The organism is Mesorhizobium sp. LMG 17147 (assembly GCF_024297145.1).
Taxonomy (GTDB): domain Bacteria; phylum Pseudomonadota; class Alphaproteobacteria; order Rhizobiales; family Rhizobiaceae; genus Mesorhizobium.
The window spans coordinates 509206-526697 of record NZ_JANCTC010000001.1 but is presented as its reverse complement, the minus strand read 5'-3'; the positions used below and the strand labels follow the sequence as shown (position 1 = coordinate 526697).

Below are 17492 nucleotides of genomic sequence, written 5' to 3'. Positions count from 1 at the left end.
AATCCCCCATCCTTCCAGCATCTACATACTGCGTATTCGATGCAAGCGATCAAAGCGGTGGAGAAGCCCCGGGGTTGGCGGCTCGACCGTCATCGGCCCGCTGCTGGTTGGCCTCAACAAGCCGGTTCAGATCGTCTCGCTCAACGCCAAGGATTCAGACATTGCCAGCATGACGGCCGCGATTGCGGCGCGCCCGGCGATCTTCATGATCAACCATTTCCGGAATCGCTACACGTCAGCGTCGGCTTCTGCTGCTGGCAATAGCTTTTCGGAAAGGACGCCGCTGGCGAGCAGATCCTCGGCCATGATGTTGTCGAGCTGCGCGGCCGCTATTGACTGTCTCGCGGTTACTTGACCGATATTGCTGACTGTGCGATCGAAAGAACGGGTGATGGTGTAATGGAAACATGCCGCAAGGAGTCTAGTCGGGTTCGATTCCCGGCCACCAAAGGGCAAGTCAGCTGTGCCTTTTGGTGGCCGGGAGTTCTGAACTAAATGGCGCTTAGTACTGCGGATTTATACAAAGCCCACGTTCTAAATCTGAGGGCCGTACACGCGGGGATCGTTCACACCGAGCGAGAATTGCGCGCTGCCATTGCGAGGCAAGATAACCCATCAGCAGGCACGCTAATTAGAATCCTCTTGTTACTCACAGGCGCTTGGGCCGAATGCCGCTTAAAAAAGCTACTATATGAGCCCTCGGGCTTTGATGATTTAGCCCGCAAGGTAATATTCGATAAGCGATCGCAGATTGAATCGTGGCAAGCATCACTCGAAATGGGTTATCGAAAGCGATATAATGTACCCAAAGCAAAGCTGTCTGAGCAGACACTAAGGCCTACGGCGTTGATGAGGTACAGAGCGCTTGCCGATGTTATTTCGAGTGAGCTAGCTCCGGTTTTTGAAATGAGGAATACTCTAGCACATGGGCAATGGAGTCGTCCTTTAAATTCGGAAGAGACAGATATCTCTGGGCCGATGATAGCGTTGATAAAGAAAGAGAACGCGTTATCTATTAGATTCAAGCTGTCATTACTTGACGCTCTTGCTATGCTGATACACGATTTAGTGGCTTCTCCCGCCACCTTTGAGCGCGACTATGATCGGCATTTCGAGCGGATCGTTTCAACAAAACGAAACCTTAAGACAAGAATGTATGGCGACTGGGAGGCACAGATGATTTCAAAATACAAACGCGGCAAAGATAAAATTTTTCCAAATAAATCAGCCGGAGAGGCTGAGATTTCTGCTGCTGAAAGAGGCCTAGTAGTAAATAAAGGTCTGAAGGACCTAGTGCGTGACCTATTTCGCCGGTAGCTAAGCAGCCTTATATTGAAAGCGGCCGCCAATATAATGGCAAGCTCATCAACTTGCCTTCTCATTGACATCGTCGCGGTGAAGAGCCCCGTCTCTACCTCGATCCCTTTCAGGGACACATAGGAGACAGGAAGGTAAAGCGTTCCTACAGCAGCCCCGCCTGCTCGGCCTCTCGGCGCAAATTCTGCCGTGGCCTCGGGCCGATCTGCTGGATGACCAGCCCGGCGGCCAGCGAGCCGAGGTCGCCGCACGCCTTCAGGCTGCGGCCTTGCGTGTAGCCATAGAGGAAGCCGGCGGCGTAGAGGTCGCCGGCGCCTGTCGTGTCGACCAGCTCGCGGATCCTGGTCGCCTCGATGGTGACGGTCTCGTCGCCGCGCACGATCACCGAGCCCTTTTCCGAGCGGGTGACGGCTGCGATCTTGCAGTCCTTGCGGATCTGCGCCAGCGCCTCGTCGAAGGACGATGTCTGATAGAGCGACTTGATCTCGTGGCTGTTGGCAAAGACGATATCGACGGTGCCGGAGCGCATCAGATCGAGGAACTCGTCGCGGTAACGGTCGACGCAGAACGAGTCCGACAATGTCATCGACACTTCGCGCCCGGCGGCGTGGGCGAGTTTCGCCGTCTGCCGGATCGCTTCCTTGGCGCGCGGCGGGTCCCACAGATAGCCTTCGAAATAGGTGACGGCGGCGCCGGACGCCTTGTCGGCCTCGACGTCCTCCGGGCCGAGCTCGACGCAAGCGCCGAGATAGGTGTTCATCGAGCGCTCGCCGTCCGGCGTGACGAAGATCATCGAGCGCGCCGTCGGCGGTTCGCCGTTGAGCGGCTTTGTGTCGAAGGCGACGCCCTGGGCATGGATGTCATGCGCGTAGATTTCGCCGAGCGCGTCGTTGGAGACCTTGCCGAAGAAAGCGGCGCGGCCGCCGAAGGAGGCGACACCCGCCGCCGTGTTGCCGGCGCTGCCGCCCGAGGCTTCGATGGCCGGGCCCATGCGGCTGTAGAGCAGTTCGGCGCGCCTTGTGTCGATCAAATTCATCGCGCCCTTGATGATGCCGTTGGTCTCCAGGAACGCCTCGTCGCACTGGGCGATGATGTCGACGATGGCATTTCCGATACAAAGCACGTCATAGTCCGGCATCAATTCATGTCTCCGCCAAAAAACCACCGGCTTTCTGCCACGCCGGGCGCGGGCGGGTCTAGCGGTTTGATGCGGTTTTGCCTAGCGGCGATCCGAGACGACTGTCAGCATAGCGACCATCGTTGGATGGCGGCCGAAGCATTTCCCGCGTGCCTGGCTTACAAGCATCGCTGAGATGAGCGATGCCCAGAGGTTCCAGCCGGCCATGTCCATGAAAACCGACACGAGGATCGAGCTGGTGCTGCTCGTCGTATTGGCGGTGCTGTGGGGCGCATCCTACAGCTTCATCAACATCGGCGTCGCGACGATCCCGCCGGTAACGCTGATCGCCGCGCGAACCCTGATCGCGGGTGGCATCCTGTTCGCCCTGATCCGCTGGCGCGGGCTGGCCTTGCCGGGTGATGCCGCAAGCTGGCGCCGGTTTGCATTCCAGGCATGCCTCAACAGCGTCGTGCCGTTCACACTGATCGCTTGGGCCGAGCGCTCGCTGGATGCCGGGCTGGCCACGATCCTGAATGCGACCTCGCCGATCTTCACCTTCTTGCTGACCGCCATGATCACCCGCCATGAACCGGCGACCATGCGCAAGCTGTTCGGTGTCGCGGCGGGAATCGCCGGAATATGCCTCGTTGTCGGCGCCCCGGCGCTTGGCGGCCTCGGACAGCAATTTTTGCCGCAACTTGCCGTGGTCGCGGCGACGATCTGCTACGCCGGCGCTGCCGTTTTCGGCCGCGGCTTCAGGGGGCTCGACCCGATGGTGCCGGCCGCCGGTTCGATGCTCTGCGGCGCCGCGATGCTGATCCCGTTGAGCCTTGCGTTCGACCGGCCATGGACCCTGGCGCCATCGACAGCTTCGGTCCTTGCGCTGCTCGGTCTTTCGGTGTTTTCGACCGCGCTGGCCTTCTCGATCTATTTCCGCCTCCTCCATACGCTGGGCTCCGTCGGCACCACCTCGCAAGCCTATCTGCGGGTGCCGATCGGCGTTGCTATCGGAGCCGTGTTCCTTGGCGAAAGCCTTGGTCCGAGCGCGTGGTGGGGAATGGCCCTGGTCGTCGTCGGCGTGGCGGCGATGACCATTCCCCAGGCGAAGGTCGCGCGCTAGGAAGCCGCGCTTGCGACTTGGGCGGTCTCCGCCTATTCGGAGATATCAGCCACGGGCATGTTTGACATGGAATTGGAAACGCCGTGATCCTCGACGCCGCCCGCGCCGCCTTGGGCCGGCTGTTCTCGCCCGAATTCCGTTCCGTGTTCGTGAAGACGCTGGGGCTGACCTTGCTGGCGCTGGCGGCGCTGTGGTTCGGGATTAAGAGCCTGTTCGAATGGCTGGCCTGGCCGTGGATCGATGCATGGCTGCCCGCCCTTCCCTCCTGGGCCGGATGGCTGGGCGCCGTCGTCGCCGGCGTCGGCCTTGCGCTGGGGCTGGCGCTTTTTATCGCGCCGGTGACGGCGATCATCGCCGGCCTGTTCCTCGACGACGTCGCCGAAGTGGTCGAGCGCACCGATTATCCCAACGATCCGCCCGGCCGCGCCGTGCCGGCGCTGCGCTCGCTGGTGCTGGCGATCAGGTTTTTCGGCGTCGTCATCCTCGGCAACATCATCGCTCTGCTGCTTCTGCTGGTGCCGGGCATCAACATCGCCGCCTTCTTCATCGTCAACGGTTATCTGCTCGGGCGCGAGTTCTTCGAGTTCGCCACCATGCGCTTTCGCCCGGAGGCCGAGGCCAGGGCGCTGCGCAGAAAGCACGCGGTCACCGTATTCCTGGCCGGGCTGGTCGTCGCCGCTTTCCTGGCCGTGCCCCTGCTCAACCTTTTGACGCCGCTGTTCGCCGCCGCCATGATGGTGCATCTGCACAAGGCGATCTCGGCGCGGGAAGGGAGCTAGCGCAGCAGGAAACCCCTGCCCAGTTCATCATCGTCCTCGACGATGAATTCGGCACGTCCTGAGTAATAGGCGCGGCCGCCGACGCGGGCGATGATGGCATCATGCGGCCCGGCTGTGGCCGTGCGTGCGACCGCGCCGGAAAAGCGCGAGCCGGCGATGCTCTCGAACAGCCGCGCCCGGCCAATCTCGATCTGGCCTTTGGCGTGCATTGCCGCCAGCCGCGCGGTGACGCCCGAGCCGGTCGGCGAACGGTCGACCTCGGCTTCAGCGAAAACGCAGATGTTTTTGGTCGGCGTATCGGAGAACGCATCCTGTCCGTCGGTCAGGATGGTGCCGTAGAGAAAGGCGAGATCGGCATGGTCGGGATGCGACAGCGGCAATTCGGCCTTGAGCTTATCGGTCAGCGCGGTCGCTGCATCGACGAAATCGCGCACCCGGTTCCTGCCGAATTCCAGCCCGAACTGGCGGCAGTCGGCGAGCGCATAGAAGGCGCCGCCATAGGCGATGTCAAAGCCGACCGGACCATAGCCCGGCAGCTCGATCCGGCGGTCGCGGGCGAACAGAAACGCCGGCACGCTTTCGAAGGACACCGCACCGGCCTTGCCATCCCTCACCTCGACCGCAGCCGAGATCAGCCCGCACGGCGCCTCGATGTTTACGGTCGTCAACGGCTCGCGTGGCGCCACCAGCCGCTCGTCGACGGCGTATCGGCCGAGCGCGACGATGGCGTGGCCGCACATCGTCGAATAGCCCTCATTGTGCATAAACAGCACCGCGAGGTCGGCGCCCGGCAGGTCGGGCTCCACCAGCAGCGCGCCATACATGTCGTAATGGCCGCGCGGCTCGAACATCAGGACCTTTCTGAGATGATCGAGATGATCGCGCACATAGGCACGCTTTTCGAGGATCGTGCCCTTGGGAATGTCAGGGTAGCCGCCGGTGACGATCCGCAGCGGCTCGCCGCCGGTGTGCATGTCGACGACGGTGAGGGTCATTCGCCGGGCCCGACCTAAGCTGACGATTTGGCAAACAGCGCCTGCAGCTTGCCGAACGGCATGGCGGCGCGGGCGAAGCCGAAGGTGCCATCCTGCTGGATCTCGCGCGCCGCGGTCTCCAGCATGCCGAAGGCGAAATTGGTGAGCCATGGACCGAGCGAGACGCGCTTTACCCCCGCCGTGGCCAGGTCGGCGATGGTGAAGCCGGGCCTGGCCATGACGTTGACCGGCTTGGTCAGCGCCGAGCAGACGGTTCGCACCATCTCGATGTCGCCCAGCCCCGGTGCATAGAGCACGTCGGCGCCGGCCTTCTCGAAGGCCTGCAGCCGCTTGATCGTATCGTCAAGATCGGGCTTGCCCCACAGGAAATTCTCGGCCCGCGCGGTGAAGACGAAATCGCGTTTCAGTGCCCGTGCCGCTTCTGCCGCCGCCGCGACGCGCTCGACAGCATGCGCAAAATCATAGATCGGCTTGTCGGGCTCGCCAGTATGGTCCTCGATCGAGCAGCCGGCGAGGCCAGCCGCCTCGGCGGCGAAGATGGTCTCGCCGGCACTTGTTGCGCTGTCGCCCTTGCCCTTTTCGAGATCGGCCGAAACCGGCAGCCCGGTCGCCGCCGACACTTCACGGCAATGATGGATCATCGCCTCGAACGTCACCGCACCATCGGGCAGGCCGCGCGAAAAGGCAAAGCCGGCGCTGGTCGTGGCCAGCGCCTTGAAGCCGAACGAAGCCAAGAGCTTGGTCGTTCCGACGTCCCAGGAATTGGCCATGACGAAGATCGAGGCATGCAGGTCGCGAAAAATCTTACCCTTGTCCATGGATGCTCCCCTCCAGTGCAGAATGTGAGGCAAATTCTAGCCCGGCGGAAGGCGCCGGGCAAACAAATGCGGTTGGCTCAGAAGCGTTTGGCGTTGTCATCTGCCAATCGGTCCAGCGCATCGGAATCCTTGACGTAGCGCGAAGCATTTTTGTTCCAATGATAGGTGACGGAAATGTCGCGCGAAGACGCCTCTGGCGGCGGCTGGCCGTCGCAGCTTTCTTCTCCCGGTAGCGTCGCGTCGGTCACTGTGACCTTGATGGCTGCATAAGGCTGGCCGTCGGCGATCACCTGGAACGCCGCATTCTGTGTCCTCCTATGAGTGCAGAGGTTTTCGTCGAACGTGTAGATCATGTCGATCAGCTCGAACCTGTCGTTGCGGACCATGATCAGCGGCGTGATCCCATAGCCCTGGCTCGAATTGAAATGCATGCTCATGCTGATGATAGCGTCGTCACCAGGCCCGATCGGCAGCTTGCCCGGATCGCGAAGATAGGTGATGCGGTCGACGGCGACATTGACCGCGTCGAGCAGCGCCGGCTTGCCGGTGATGTCGTAGAGTGCCAGCACGGCATAGCCCTCGGCGCTGTCAGGCGAGTCGCCAAGGTCGAACAGCATGGTCAGCCGCTCCTTGCCGCCGGCCTTGATGCCGAGCACGCCGGCGTTGGAAAGACCCGACGTCGCCGGCGGGGAGCCGCCGTAGTCCGGACCAGCGATGTGGCGCATCTCGATCGGCGTCGAACCCCGGAAAAAGCCGTCCTTGTCCGCGGCCAGATCGGGAATGACCATCCTGGCGAGGTCGAGATAGGTGACATCGCCGTGGCCGGGGACAGCGCTGCCGAGCTCCGGGAAACTGACGGCCTCGGCGCTGGCCGTCGTCCAAAGACAAGGCAGCAGCAGGCAGGCAAGGATGAAACGAACCAGCGAGAAGGCCATGCGCGCGCTCGTTATGTCGGGCGCGCGCAAGCTAGAGCATTTTGCGGCCAAGAGGAAACACCTGGCGTTACCCCGCTATGTTGGTTTGGCTTCGGTCGCCAGGGTCTGCTGGAAAACAGGCACCAGCTGATCCATGGCGGCTGCGAGCCACGCGCCGAGTTCGTCCGGCAGAGTGTCATGGATCCAGACCAGGCGGCTCCGGCCCTCACCCTCGGCAAAGACCTGCATTGAGGTGTTATCGTGAGTGACCTCATCGCCGAGCCACCCCCACACGATGCGCCGGCTCTGCTCGTCGCGGGCGATGAGCCGCTCTCGCACAATCTTGCCGTCGGCGAAAGTAAGGGCCCGTACGTCGTCCTCATCCACCCTGCAGTCGACGAAAACGCCTGGGGCTATCCGTTGGGCGCCGCCGGCGAAGTCGCCGACCGTCGCCCATACGCTTTCCGGTGAAGCATCTACGATGATTTCCCTGACTATCGAAGCCATGTTCGCCTTTCCTTCATTAGTAGGTAGACCTGTCTGTCTACATATGGATGTATACAGACCTGTCTGCTATATAGTCAAGGCATGTCCGCAGCCCGAATCAACGATCGTCCCGAAAGTCTTGCGCGCCGTCGCATCCTCGATACGGCGACCGCGCTGTTTTCTCTGGAGGGGGTGCGCGCAGTCGGCATCGACCGCATCATCGCCGAGGCCGGCGTTGCCAAGGCGACGTTCTATCATCATTTCGCAGCCAAGGACGATCTGGTCCGCGCCTACATCGAGGAGCTCAGCAAGGGAGGACGGGCGGCAATCGCGAAGCTTGGGCGGCGGCCACCTCGGCAGACGATTCTTGCGATATTCGATCTCATCGCCGATGCGGCAGATCAGCCGGGCTACCGCGGCTGCCCGTTTCAGAATGCCGCCGCTGAATATCCGGATCCCAGCAGCCCGGTTCGCCAGGCGATCGATAAGCATCGTCACTGGAAGTGGGGTATCCTCAGGGATCTGCTGATCGCGGACGCAAATCCCGATCCGGACCGCACAGCGGACGCGCTAACGGTGGCGGCCGACGGCCTCCTTGTCGTCAGTCATCTCGACAGGCCGGCCAAGCTGCGCACTCTCATACGCGACACGGTCGACCGAGTACTTGGAGCCCCGCGCCCGGTCTGAGACCGGATGCGCATGCAGCCTGCCGGTCAGTGGATCGGCACCAGCCCGGCCAGTTCACGCATGTCGTCGAACAGGATGCCGCCAGCTTCGATCAGTCCATCGCGGTCGGAAAGCGGGTCGCCGTGGTAGGAATAGACGCGTATGCCGGCGGCGATGCCGGCTGTCGTCCCGGCGACGCTGTCCTCAATGACGATGCAGTCGGCGGGCGCGAAGCCCATCGTCGCTGCTGCATGCAGGAAGAGGTCGGGGAACGGCTTGCCGCGCGAGACCATGGTCGAGCTGAACAGCGCATGCTCGAACAGCGGCAGCAGCCCGGTCTGGCCGAGTGTGATGTGCATTTTCGATACCCGTGCCGACGAGGCGACGCAGGTGGCGATGCCGGCGGCGTGCACGGTTTCGATGAACTCGCGAACGTAGGGGATGGCCTCGACGCCATGCGCGAACAGGTCCGGCAGGCCGGCGTTCCAGCGCTCGACAAACTCGGCGCCAAGGCTGACGCCGGTCGCCTCGACTTCCTTCTGCACCGAGACCATGCTGCGGCCGGAGAAATTCTTGCGGCAATATTCGAAGCTGGCCGGAAAGCCTGCCGCGGTCAGCCATTCGGCGAGGCGCCGATTGGCCAGGTTCTCGGTATCGACCAGAACCCCGTCGCAATCGAAGATGACGAGTTTGGGTATTTTCATCAAGCAGTGCCGGTCGATCCGAAGCCGCCCGAGCCGCGCGCCGTGCCGCCAGCCAATGTGCGCTCCTCGACGGTCGCCTGCGTTACCGGGGCGAAGACGATCTGGGCGATCCGCATGCCGCGCGTCACCGCGAAATCCTCGTCGCCGAGATTGATCAGCAGCACCTTGACCTCGCCGCGATAGTCGCTGTCGATGGTGCCCGGCGTGTTGAGGCAGGTGAGCCCGTGCTTGAAAGCGAGGCCCGAACGCGGCCGGACCTGGCCTTCGACGCCCTCCGGAATTTCCAGGACCAGCCCGGTCGGCACCAGCGCGCGCTTTCCCGGCAGGATCAAAAGCGGCCTGTCGTCGGGGACGGCGGCGCGCAGGTCCATGCCGGCGGCGCCCGAGCTCTCATAGGCGGGAAGCGGCAAGCCCTCGCCATGCGGCAGCCTGACGAAACCGACAGCCGGACCGATGACGGAGGTAGGATAAGGTGCTGCGCGCATAAGGCTGATCCTATCGTCGCGAACGCTGGTTCAGTCAACTCGGCGGCAATGCTATCAACGGCTTTCTTTCAGCGCAGTTCCGCCTCAGCGCAGTTCCATCGGAACGACCGTGGTCTCCTTGATCTCCTCCATGACGAAAGAGGCCGAAACGTCCGACAGCGCCACCTTGGCGATCAGCCGCTGGTAGAGCCGGTCATAGGCCTTCACGTCGGCGACGCGGGCGCGCAGCACATAGTCGAGATCGCCGGACATGCGGTAGGCGCCGGTGATCTCGGCAAAGCCGGTCACCGCCGCCCGGAATCTTTGCAGCCAGTCGGGATCGTGGTTCGAGGTGCGGATCAGGATGAACACCGAAAGGCCGAGTCCGAGCTTGTCGGCGTCGACCAGTGCCACCCGACCGGTAATGACGCCGTCTTCCTCCAGCCGCTTGACCCGGCGCCAGCAGGCATTGCGCGACAGCGATATTCTTGCCGAGAGCTGGTCGACGGACAGCGTGCCGTCGCGTTGCAGCTCGGCCAGCAATCTCCGGTCTATTTCGTCGATTTCCGCCATCATGTGGGATGTTTGTCCCAAAATGTGGCTTTAGACAAGGACAATTTGAGACCTATGAACCTGATAGCCGTGGCAGGATATTCATCGCTGGCTCTTCATGCCGGCAGGAGGGATCGACATGACAGCACGGCTCGCAAGACTTTTCACCTCTCACCCGGCCGCGGTCGGCGAGAGCTATTTCGGCCATATGGCTTTCGCCGCATGGTTCTCGTCGCGATTGTTCATGGCGGCCTTTGCCGCGCTCATTCATGCTTTCTTGCCGTTTCTGTTCGAGACCACGGCAAGCGGCATCATCCGTGAGCTCTACGAACGGACGCATAACAGAGGACGGTAAGCCGTAGAGGTGCCGATCGCGGCGAGGCCTGCTGGACAGCGCCGACGCTCAACGGATCCCGGCAGCGCAATCCCGATCAAGCGCCGCCGTCGTCAAAATACCGAGCCAGGCTTGAAGCCGCGCCGCAATCCGCCATTTTGAGGAGCGCGGCGCGATAGCCCGGAGCAGTCATGATGGATATCGTCTTTTCCTCGACCACCAAACTGGCCGCGGCCATCCGCGACCGTACGGTTTCCGCAATAGAAGTGCTGGACGAGCATCTGGCGCAGATCGACAGGCACAATGAGGCGGCCAATGCCGTCGTCACGCTCGACAGGGAGGGGGCTCGCGCTCGAGCGCAGAAAGCCGACGAAGCGCAGGCGCGCGGCGAGGCACTTGGGCCGCTGCATGGCCTGCCGTTCACACTGAAGGACACGCACGAAACCGCTGGCATGAGAACCACCGTCGGCTTCCCGGCCTTCGCCGACTATGCCCCGAGGGCAGACAGTTCGGTCGTTGCCCGGCTAAAGGCGGCAGGCGGCATACTGGTGGGCAAGACGAACGTGGCGACAATGCTCGGTGACTGGCAGTCGAGCAATCCGCTATTCGGCCGCACCGGCAATCCCTGGGATCTCCAGCGCACCGCCGGCGGCTCCAGCGGCGGTGCGGCGGCGGCGCTCAGCACCGGTATGACGCCGTTCGAGGTCGGCACCGACATGCAGGATTCGATCCGGCTGCCGGCCGCCTTTTGTGGCGTCTACGGCCTCAAGCCGACCGAGCACCGCGTCTCGCTCGCCGGCGCCTTCCCCGATCCAGGCGGGGCGCCGCGCAGCGTGCGGCTGATGTCCTGCCTCGGACCGCTGGCGCGCAGCGTCGAGGACCTGGCGCTCATCTACGGCCTCATTGCCGGCCCGGATGGAAGCGATACCGACCTTGCGCCGGTACCGGTCGAAACCATGCCGGAGCTGGACCTCAAAAATTTGCGCATTGCCGTCGCGCCGTCCTTTCCGGGCTTTCCAGTGGCCGGCGAGATCAGCGCGGCGGTCGAAAGTCTGGCAAAAGAGCTTCAGGCTGCGGGCGCCGTCGTCGAGGAAGCCGAATTGCCGGAGCTCGACCTGCACGACGACCTGAAGCAGGGCGGCGTCCTGATCGGCATGATGCTGGAGGCGGCGCAGCCCGAACCGCCGGAGAATCCGACGCCGGTCTCGCGCTGGTTCGAGGCGCTCGCCCGCCGCGACCGCTCCATCCTGGCATGGGAACGGTTCTTCGACCGTTGCGACGCCTTGCTGTGCCCGGTCGCCATGGTCACCGCCTTCCCGCATTGCGAGCCGGGAACGCCGATCGAGGTCGACGGCGAGAAGCAAAGCTACTGGATGCTGCCGGCCTATGGCGCGGTGTTCAACTACAGCGGCCATCCGGCACTGTCGCTGCCCTGCGGACAGGATCGCGACGGCTTGCCCGTAGGACTACAGCTTGTTGGCAAACGCTGGTCGGAGTCGCGCCTGCTCGGGATCGCCAGCGCAATCGAGCCGCTGGCCGGCGGCTTTCGCCGCCCGCCCGGTTATTGAGTAAACCGCGCCAGCCCGTAGGGATCAAGCAGCGGATCGCGCTCGCCATCGAGGATTTCGCGGGCGGCGAACAGGCCGACGGCCGGCGCCAGCGTGATGCCGGAATGCATAACGGTGACGTAGACGCCGCCCGTGCCTTCGGCGCGGCCTATGATGGGAAAGCCATCGACCGGCGTCGGCCGGTAGCCAATGGTGTGGAAATCGAGTTCCAGCCCATCCGCGCCGCGCAGCATCGCCTTCATCGCCGCAAACAGGTCGCGGGCGGTGGCCGCGGCATCCATGCCGGGATCGGCGCCGCCGAAATCCGAGCCGGCGATGACGCGGCCTTCCGCCGTCTGGCGCATATGCAGGCGGTCGCCGATCACCAGCCCGTTGAGCAGCTTTTCGTAGGGGCGCGAATGCACGATCAGGCCGGGTGGCGTCTCGATCGGCAGTTCCTATTCCGGCTGTTGCCGCTAGTGCAGGAGAGCCGGCTCCGGCCGCGATCACCACCTCGTCGGCAGCAATCCGCCCGCCGGATGTATCGACGCCGGCAATCCTGCCGTTGGCCTGCACAAGCGCGGTCGCGGTAACTCCCGTCAGCAGCCGCGCGTCGCGCCGTTCGGCGTCGGTCAGCAACGCTTGCGTAGCAGCGACCGGTTCGGCGACACCTTCCTTGGCGACATAAAGGGCGAAGTCGGGAAGCTCGGTCAGGTTTGGCTCGATGCGTGCTGCGGCGGCGCGGTCGACACGCTCGATGCCATAGCCCCATGAGGAATGTTCGGCGGCATAGGCTTCCAGTTCGGCCGCGGGCAGGTCCCAGCACAGGCCACCGCACCATTGCAACGGGATGCCGGGCACCTCGTTCGCCAGCCGCGTCCATTCGGCCATAGCGCGAACGCGCAGCCGGAAGTACAGCTCTGGATTGCCCCAGCTGGCATTGATCCAGGCAAAGGAATTCGGCGTCGCAACGCCGCCGGCGCCGCTGCCGGCAATGACCGTCACCTTTGCTCCGGCTCTGGTCAGGTGCCAGGCGATGGAGGCGCCGATAATGCCGGCGCCGATGACGATGACTTGTCTCGCCGCTGCCATGCTTCACTCCTCGTTCCAACGCCACCACTGCGATGCCATTGCCCGTGGGTTCTGCCAAGAGCGCGCGGTATAAATATGCTTCTTGACTTTAATACGTACGTACGTATTGTGCCGACATGGCTAGACATTCACTTCGCGAAAAGCTTCTCGACGCCGGTTTCAAGACCATCTGGAGTTCCGGCTATTCGGCCGCCGGCGTACGCGACATCGTTGCCGCGGCCGATGCCCGTCCGGGGTCCTTCACCAATCATTTTGCCTCCAAGGAGGCGTTCACCAGCGAGGTGCTGGACCGCTATTTCGCCTATGTGAGCGGTTTGGTGGAGCAGGCCCTTGCCCGGGACGGCACGCCTCCGGTCGGGCGCTTGCGCCGCTATCTCGAAATCATCACGTCGAAGCTGGAGGCCCATGATTGGGCACGGGGCTGCATGATCGGCAATCTCAGCCTCGAGACGGCGGCTCACAGTGAGGCGCTGAGGCTGCAACTCGTCGCCATTTTCGAACGCTGGCGCAAGCCCTTCGCCGAATGCATCGCCGAGGGCCAGGCGGCCGGCGATATCACCGACGCATTCGATGCCGAGGACCTCGCCGATTTCCTTTTGAGTTCCTGGCAAGGCGCGATGCTGCGCACGAAGGTGGAGCGCAGTCCCGAACCGCTCGAGCGCTTCAAGAACATCGTCTTCAAAACAGTCTTCGCAAAAAGGAGCTGATCCGATGAACCCGAAATTCGAAAAGCAGCAATCCCGCACAATGCTGCGTCGGTCGCAAATCGCAGTACTCGATTCCACCATCTCCTATGTCGAGGCAGGCACGGCCGGCCCGACAGTACTCTTCCTGCACGGCAACCCGACGTCGTCCTACATCTGGCGCGACATCATCCCGCATGTGGCGCCATTCGGCCGCTGCATCGCGCCCGACCTGATCGGCTATGGCCGATCCGGCAAGCCGGATATCGACTATCGCTTCTTCGACCACGTCCGCTATCTCGACGCTTTCATCGAGACGCTTGGCATCACCAACGTGGTGGTCGTCGCGCAGGACTGGGGCACCGCGCTCGCCTTCCATCTCGCCGCCCGGCGGCCGCAGCGGATCCTCGGCCTCGCCTTCATGGAGTTCATCCGCCCCTTCGAGAGCTGGGACGATTTTCACCAGCGTCCGCAGGCGCGCGAATTGTTCAAGGCAATGCGCACGCCCGGCGTCGGTGAGAAGCTTGTTCTGGAAGACAACGTCTTCGTCGAAAAGGTGCTGCCGGCTGCGATGCTGCGCACGATGAGCGATGAGGAAATGGCCTCCTACCGGGCACCGTTCCCGACACCACGATCGCGCAAGCCGATCCTGAGGCTGCCACGCGACCTGCCGATCGAAGGCCAGCCCGCCGATGTCGCCGCCATCAGTGAGCACGACCATCGGGCGCTCCGGCTCTCCTCCTACCCGAAGCTGCTTTTCTCAGGCGATCCGGGCGCCCTCGTCTCGCCGCAGGCGGCACGGGAATTCGCGGTGGGCCTGAAGAACTGCCGGTTGATCGATCTCGGACCCGGCGCGCATTATCTGCAGGAGGACCATGCCGACAGGATCGGTACCGCCGTTGCCGAGTGGATTCCCGAGATAGCCTTCGAGAGCCATGCCGCCGAACCGGCGTGACGTTATCACGCCGCCGTAGCTTCTTACGCGGGTGCCTCTCTATTTGTGCCGCCGAGCAGCGCCTTCAAGGTTTCGTATCGGCGCATAAGCCGTGACGAATCGACTTTCCTTGCGACCGTCAGCACGGTGCCAAGTTCCAATTCTGCGCCGGTGCGATCACCCAGTTGAATGAGCAAAGCCGCAAGCGAGAGCCGGGCGTCGGCGGCATTAACCGCCGAACCGATCTCATTCCAGCGCGAGTATGCAACTTGCAGTTCTCCAATGGCCTCGGCCAAGCGGCCTTCCCGTATGAAAAGCTCGGCCTTGGCTTCCGAGGTGAGCGCCCGGATAGATGCCATCGGCCAGCGCTGTGGCTGGGTTTCCAGTTCGGCGATGACCTGCTTCGCGCGCTCCAGTCGATCCGTTCGTGCCGCCACCTTTGCCAGAGTGGCGAGAATCAAACCCCGACGCTGCAAGGTCGGCCAGGCGGACCCGATCAGGGACCGCTCGAGAGCGCTGAACGCGGCTTCTGCCTGTCCTTGCTCGAGCTGCAGCAATGCAAGGCCCGGCTGAGGGTCCCAGCCGACCGCATGGGCGCCACGATACGCAGCTTCCGCCTCGGTGAGGTCCCCTGCCGCAAGATGGATGTCGCCTAACACGCGCAACGCGTCGCCCATCGCCCAAGGCGCATCGAGCGCAAGTTGGTCGAGGGCGGTGCGCACCAATGCTTCCGCTTCCTTCAGCGTGCCGTGCACGCCGAGCACCTCGGCCCGATGCAACCGGCACGAGCCCGACAGATCCTCTAGCCCGTGGCCCCTGCACCAATTCTCGTAACCGAGGGTCCACTGGTTTGCTCTCGACCAGTCGCCGATATTTCGGCAGGCCCAAAGGACGTTGCAATAGAGAATTCCGCCGACCACCGGATCGACGTCGCTGGACAAACCGAGGGCGGCGGCGGCGTCCTGATCTTCCAGTCCGGATTGGGTGTCGCCAAGGCAAAGCTTGAAAAAACCGCGATAGACAAGGCCGAGCGACTCCACGACCGGATCTTCCAGATGTTTGCCGACGACGCAGGCCTGCTCGGCAAACGCCAGCGCCTGTTCCGGTTCCGCGTCCGCGGCCTTGATCCGCGACCCCATCCAACACCAAAGGCCGTGCTCCCGGCTATCGGTGGCGGTGCCGATCAATGCTGCCGCGCGCTGATGCCAGCCCTTGGCGACGGCAAGCTCTCCTCGCTCTAGGTGGATCCGCGCAAGTGTGATTGCCGGAGCAGCGGCCCGCGAACCTTGCCGAGCAATGCTGTATGCCCTCACGGCACGCGTCAGCGGCGGGATGGCTTCGGCCGGCCGCCCCATGCATTCCAGAGCCAGCGCCCATTCCTCGAGATCGGCGGTGACCAGCTCGTCGGCAGTGTCCGCTTCGGCGAACAAAGCCGCGGCCTCATACCATTTCCTGGCCGAAGCAGCCGCCCGCGCGGCGGCCAAGATCTGCAGGCTAGCGCTCGAATGCGCAGTCGACGGATCAGGGAGAACCGGCGTTCGTTCCGAAACGGCTGGCGGATCGAGACACATCCGGTAACCGAACCGCGGCAGGTTGCGCAGTGCCGTTTCCATGCCGCCCTGGCGAAGGATGCTGCGAGCCAGGCTGGCAACACGCTGCAGCGAGGCTTCGGTCACCGTGACGCCCGGCCACAGCGTTTCGAGCAACTCTTCCTTGCTCAAAGCCCGGCTCTGATGGCGCAGAAGAATGGCTAGGAAATCGAAGACCAGAGGTTGCGCCTCGATCTCCCTGCCGGCGAGGCGAAGGCCGCGAGCTTCCTCGTTCAGCTCGAAGTCGCCGAAGCAATACATCCCCATCGGCAGCATCCCTCCTACGACAATGGGCAAAGGATCAGAAGAAGATAAGAGCGGCGTAAGGACTGTTGGCCGCCCCTCCTGTCATTCTTCATGTGCCTGGCCGGCCAAGGAGCATTTTAGCTCAGCAGCCCCGGGGATGTCATCGGCAGCGATCGCCGTCCGGCGACATTTGAACCCAACACAAGGAAACTAGGAAAATGCATAAGTACATCATTGAAAGGGACATTCCGAAGGTCGGCACTTTCGAGCGAGAGCAGCTTCGCGAGGCATCCAAGGCTTCGAACGCTGTTCTTGCCGAACTCGGCCCGGAAATCCAGTGGGTGGAGTCGTTCGTTGCGGATGACAAAACGTTCTGCGTCTACCTCGCGAAGGACGAAGCGATCATCCAGCGCCATGCCAAGATGAGCGGCTTCCCGGCCACAAAGATCACGCAGGTGAAGCGCCTGTTCGATCCAACGACCGCCTACGCTCAGGCCTAGCAGGGAGGGACGGATCGTGAAGCGCTTTTCAGATAGTGTGCTCGCCGTGGCAATCTCGGCATTCTTCTGCGGCGCGGCGGATGCCCACGACATACCTGACCCGGTCCTCAACCGGTCGCGGGAGATGGCGGCCAAATACCTCAGCATCGAGATCGCCAAAGCCGACGGTTACCAGCAGTTGTTCGAATGCACGACACATGACGAGCACGGCACGATGGGTGTACACTTCATCCATCCCGGTCGTGCCGGTGACGGCAAGCTGGTGCTCGGCGAGCCGGACGTGCTGACCTACGAACCTGAGCCCGACGGCTCCATGCAGCTCGTTGGCATGGAATATATAGTCTTCGAGAAGGACTGGAAGGGCAAGGGTGTTCCCGAGTTTCTCGGACGCACTCTCCAGCGCAAGACGACGGTGGGCGTTCATCCCGTGGACCCCTACTACGAGCTTCACGTCTGGCACTGGCGGCACAATCCGGCCGGCATGTTCGCCGACTGGAACCCTTATGTGAGCTGCGAACACGACATGTCTTGAGTGGTGTTACGCAGCGCCCAGGAGAGCCATTGCATGGCTCTCCCGACATTTCGCGGCCGACATCTCGGGACCGTGTCTCCCATCCCTCGAACCAAAGGAA

Annotated in this window: 19 protein-coding genes and 2 pseudogenes; 11 read left to right on the top strand and 10 right to left on the bottom strand. The window is 62.9% G+C overall.

Annotated features, from left to right (window positions below; genetic code table 11):
* Positions 1 to 73: 73 nt before the first annotated feature.
* Together NMG46_RS29840 and NMG46_RS02590 are read left to right on the top strand one after the other, a co-directional pair.
* Positions 74 to 190, top strand: a pseudogene (locus NMG46_RS29840) (phosphate acyltransferase); the annotation flags it as partial.
* 305 nt (positions 191 to 495) lie between these two features.
* Positions 496 to 1317 (top strand): hypothetical protein, encoded by an 822-nt coding sequence (locus NMG46_RS02590; protein WP_254816153.1) that lies wholly within the window; start codon positions 496 to 498, stop codon positions 1315 to 1317.
* Between the two features lie 145 nt (positions 1318 to 1462).
* On the opposite strand, the gene NMG46_RS02585 is transcribed toward NMG46_RS02590, so the two are convergent.
* Complete coding sequence (locus NMG46_RS02585; RefSeq protein WP_254816152.1) at positions 1463 to 2455, bottom strand: adenosine kinase; 993 nt, start codon at positions 2453 to 2455, stop codon at positions 1463 to 1465.
* Between the two features lie 205 nt (positions 2456 to 2660).
* Between NMG46_RS02585 and NMG46_RS02580 the strand changes: the two genes are divergently transcribed.
* Together NMG46_RS02580 and NMG46_RS02575 are read left to right on the top strand one after the other, a co-directional pair.
* Positions 2661 to 3557 (top strand): DMT family transporter, encoded by an 897-nt coding sequence (locus NMG46_RS02580; protein WP_254816151.1) that lies wholly within the window; start codon positions 2661 to 2663, stop codon positions 3555 to 3557.
* A gap of 83 nt (positions 3558 to 3640) precedes the next feature.
* Complete coding sequence (locus tag NMG46_RS02575) at positions 3641 to 4336, top strand: sulfate transporter family protein (protein ID WP_254816150.1); 696 nt, start codon at positions 3641 to 3643, stop codon at positions 4334 to 4336.
* Here the strand turns inward: NMG46_RS02575 and NMG46_RS02570 are convergent.
* The 4 genes from NMG46_RS02570 to NMG46_RS02555 all read right to left on the bottom strand — a co-directional run bounded on the left by NMG46_RS02570 (position 4333) and on the right by NMG46_RS02555 (position 7570).
* Positions 4333 to 5331 (bottom strand): proline racemase family protein, encoded by a 999-nt coding sequence (locus NMG46_RS02570; protein WP_254816149.1) that lies wholly within the window; start codon positions 5329 to 5331, stop codon positions 4333 to 4335. The two genes, NMG46_RS02575 and NMG46_RS02570, sit on opposite strands and share 4 nt — an antisense overlap.
* Before the next feature lie 14 nt (positions 5332 to 5345).
* Positions 5346 to 6149 carry an isocitrate lyase/phosphoenolpyruvate mutase family protein gene (locus tag NMG46_RS02565; RefSeq protein WP_254816148.1) on the bottom strand — a complete coding sequence of 268 codons (804 nt, stop codon included), beginning with the start codon at positions 6147 to 6149 and terminating at the stop codon, positions 5346 to 5348.
* A 77-nt stretch (positions 6150 to 6226) separates the two neighbouring features.
* Positions 6227 to 7084 carry a hypothetical protein gene (locus NMG46_RS02560; RefSeq protein WP_254816147.1) on the bottom strand — a complete coding sequence of 286 codons (858 nt, stop codon included), beginning with the start codon at positions 7082 to 7084 and terminating at the stop codon, positions 6227 to 6229.
* Positions 7085 to 7159: 75 nt separating this feature from the next.
* On the bottom strand, positions 7160 to 7570 hold the full coding sequence (locus NMG46_RS02555) for an SRPBCC family protein (protein WP_254816146.1): 411 nt from the start codon (positions 7568 to 7570) through the stop codon (positions 7160 to 7162).
* Between the two features lie 81 nt (positions 7571 to 7651).
* Here NMG46_RS02555 and NMG46_RS02550 point away from each other — a divergent pair, with 81 nt between their 5' ends.
* Complete coding sequence (locus tag NMG46_RS02550; RefSeq protein ID WP_254816145.1) at positions 7652 to 8236, top strand: TetR/AcrR family transcriptional regulator; 585 nt, start codon at positions 7652 to 7654, stop codon at positions 8234 to 8236.
* Between the two features lie 26 nt (positions 8237 to 8262).
* Here NMG46_RS02550 and NMG46_RS02545 read toward each other — a convergent pair whose 3' ends face one another.
* The 3 genes from NMG46_RS02545 to NMG46_RS02535 form a co-directional block, all read right to left on the bottom strand.
* Positions 8263 to 8919 (bottom strand): HAD family phosphatase, encoded by a 657-nt coding sequence (locus NMG46_RS02545; protein ID WP_254816144.1) that lies wholly within the window; start codon positions 8917 to 8919, stop codon positions 8263 to 8265.
* Positions 8919 to 9404, bottom strand: a complete 486-nt coding sequence (gene dut, locus NMG46_RS02540; RefSeq protein WP_254816143.1) for a dUTP diphosphatase — start codon at positions 9402 to 9404, stop codon at positions 8919 to 8921. The genes NMG46_RS02545 and dut overlap by 1 nt, the downstream gene beginning before the upstream one ends.
* An 84-nt stretch (positions 9405 to 9488) precedes the next feature.
* Positions 9489 to 9959: an Lrp/AsnC family transcriptional regulator gene (locus NMG46_RS02535; RefSeq protein WP_254816142.1), complete on the bottom strand. Its 471-nt coding sequence runs from the start codon at positions 9957 to 9959 to the stop codon at positions 9489 to 9491.
* A 115-nt stretch (positions 9960 to 10074) separates the two neighbouring features.
* On the opposite strand from NMG46_RS02535, the gene NMG46_RS02530 reads away from it, so the two are divergent.
* Positions 10075 to 10290 (top strand): DUF6356 family protein, encoded by a 216-nt coding sequence (locus NMG46_RS02530; RefSeq protein ID WP_023717932.1) that lies wholly within the window; start codon positions 10075 to 10077, stop codon positions 10288 to 10290.
* A 173-nt stretch (positions 10291 to 10463) separates the two neighbouring features.
* Positions 10464 to 11837, top strand: coding sequence for an amidase (locus NMG46_RS02525; protein WP_254816392.1), 1374 nt, complete (start codon positions 10464 to 10466; stop codon positions 11835 to 11837).
* Here NMG46_RS02525 and NMG46_RS02520 read toward each other — a convergent pair.
* A pseudogene (locus NMG46_RS02520) lies at positions 11831 to 12908 on the bottom strand (NAD(P)/FAD-dependent oxidoreductase). The gene NMG46_RS02525 and the pseudogene NMG46_RS02520 overlap by 7 nt on opposite strands.
* Before the next feature lie 116 nt (positions 12909 to 13024).
* On the opposite strand from NMG46_RS02520, the gene NMG46_RS02515 reads away from it, so the two are divergent.
* Complete coding sequence (locus NMG46_RS02515; protein WP_254816141.1) at positions 13025 to 13615, top strand: TetR/AcrR family transcriptional regulator; 591 nt, start codon at positions 13025 to 13027, stop codon at positions 13613 to 13615.
* 4 nt (positions 13616 to 13619) lie between these two features.
* Positions 13620 to 14546, top strand: coding sequence for a haloalkane dehalogenase (locus NMG46_RS02510; protein ID WP_254816140.1), 927 nt, complete (start codon positions 13620 to 13622; stop codon positions 14544 to 14546).
* A 23-nt stretch (positions 14547 to 14569) separates the two neighbouring features.
* On the opposite strand, the gene NMG46_RS02505 is transcribed toward NMG46_RS02510, so the two are convergent.
* Complete coding sequence (locus NMG46_RS02505; protein ID WP_254816391.1) at positions 14570 to 16375, bottom strand: winged helix-turn-helix domain-containing protein; 1806 nt, start codon at positions 16373 to 16375, stop codon at positions 14570 to 14572.
* 203 nt (positions 16376 to 16578) lie between these two features.
* On the opposite strand from NMG46_RS02505, the gene NMG46_RS02500 reads away from it, so the two are divergent.
* Together NMG46_RS02500 and NMG46_RS02495 are read left to right on the top strand one after the other, a co-directional pair.
* A complete protein-coding gene (locus NMG46_RS02500; protein ID WP_254816139.1) occupies positions 16579 to 16860 on the top strand; it encodes a DUF4242 domain-containing protein in 282 nt (93 codons plus the stop codon).
* 16 nt (positions 16861 to 16876) lie between these two features.
* Positions 16877 to 17392 carry a hypothetical protein gene (locus NMG46_RS02495; protein ID WP_254816138.1) on the top strand — a complete coding sequence of 172 codons (516 nt, stop codon included), beginning with the start codon at positions 16877 to 16879 and terminating at the stop codon, positions 17390 to 17392.
* The last annotated feature ends 100 nt before the right edge of the window (positions 17393 to 17492 follow it).